Annotated in this window: 2 protein-coding genes; both read right to left on the reverse strand. The window is 69.4% G+C overall.

What is annotated here, in order from left to right; translation table 11 throughout:
- On the reverse strand, nt 1-259 hold a 259-nt coding region (locus tag AAE045_RS24540), incomplete at its 3' end, for a DNA-formamidopyrimidine glycosylase family protein (protein ID WP_455549889.1).
- 73 nt (nt 260-332) lie between these two features.
- Nucleotides 333-503: a hypothetical protein gene (locus AAE045_RS24545; protein ID WP_455549890.1), complete on the reverse strand. Its 171-nt coding sequence runs from the start codon at nt 501-503 to the stop codon at nt 333-335.

The following is a 503-nucleotide window of genomic DNA, read 5'->3' on the forward strand; positions in this document are numbered from 1 at the left end:
GCGTATCGCCGGGCAGCACGCGCAGGCTGCCGGACATGCCCAGGTGCAGCAGCGCGCTGCCGATGGCGGTATCCAGCAGCAGGTACTTGGCGCGACGGCGGACCCCTTCAATTGCCTGGCCGGGCAGCTGCTCGCTGATCTCCGGAGGAATCGGCCAGCGCAGGTCGGGCCGGCGCAGGATCACGCCGTGCACACTGCGGCCTTCCAGGTGCGGGGCCAGGCCGCGGCGGGTGGTTTCTACTTCGGGAAGCTCGGGCATGAGGGGATTCTAAGGCGTCCCCCGATGAACCGCGGTAGAGCGGCGGACTGCCCCGCTACGGTCCGAGTGACGCTCAGCGCGGCGGCGCAGCCAACTCGCGCGCACTCAAATACCCGTCGCCATTGGCATCCTGTTTGTGGAACCGCTGGATCAGCGTCTGCCGCCGCTGCTCCCGCGTGATCGGCGGGCCTTTGCCACCGGGCAGCTCATCGGCGCTGAGCACGCCATCGCCGTTGCGGTCCAT

Origin of the sequence: Dryocola clanedunensis (genome assembly GCF_038405435.1) — a bacterium.
In the GTDB taxonomy this organism is placed as follows: Bacteria; Pseudomonadota; Gammaproteobacteria; order Enterobacterales; family Enterobacteriaceae; genus Dryocola; species Dryocola clanedunensis_A.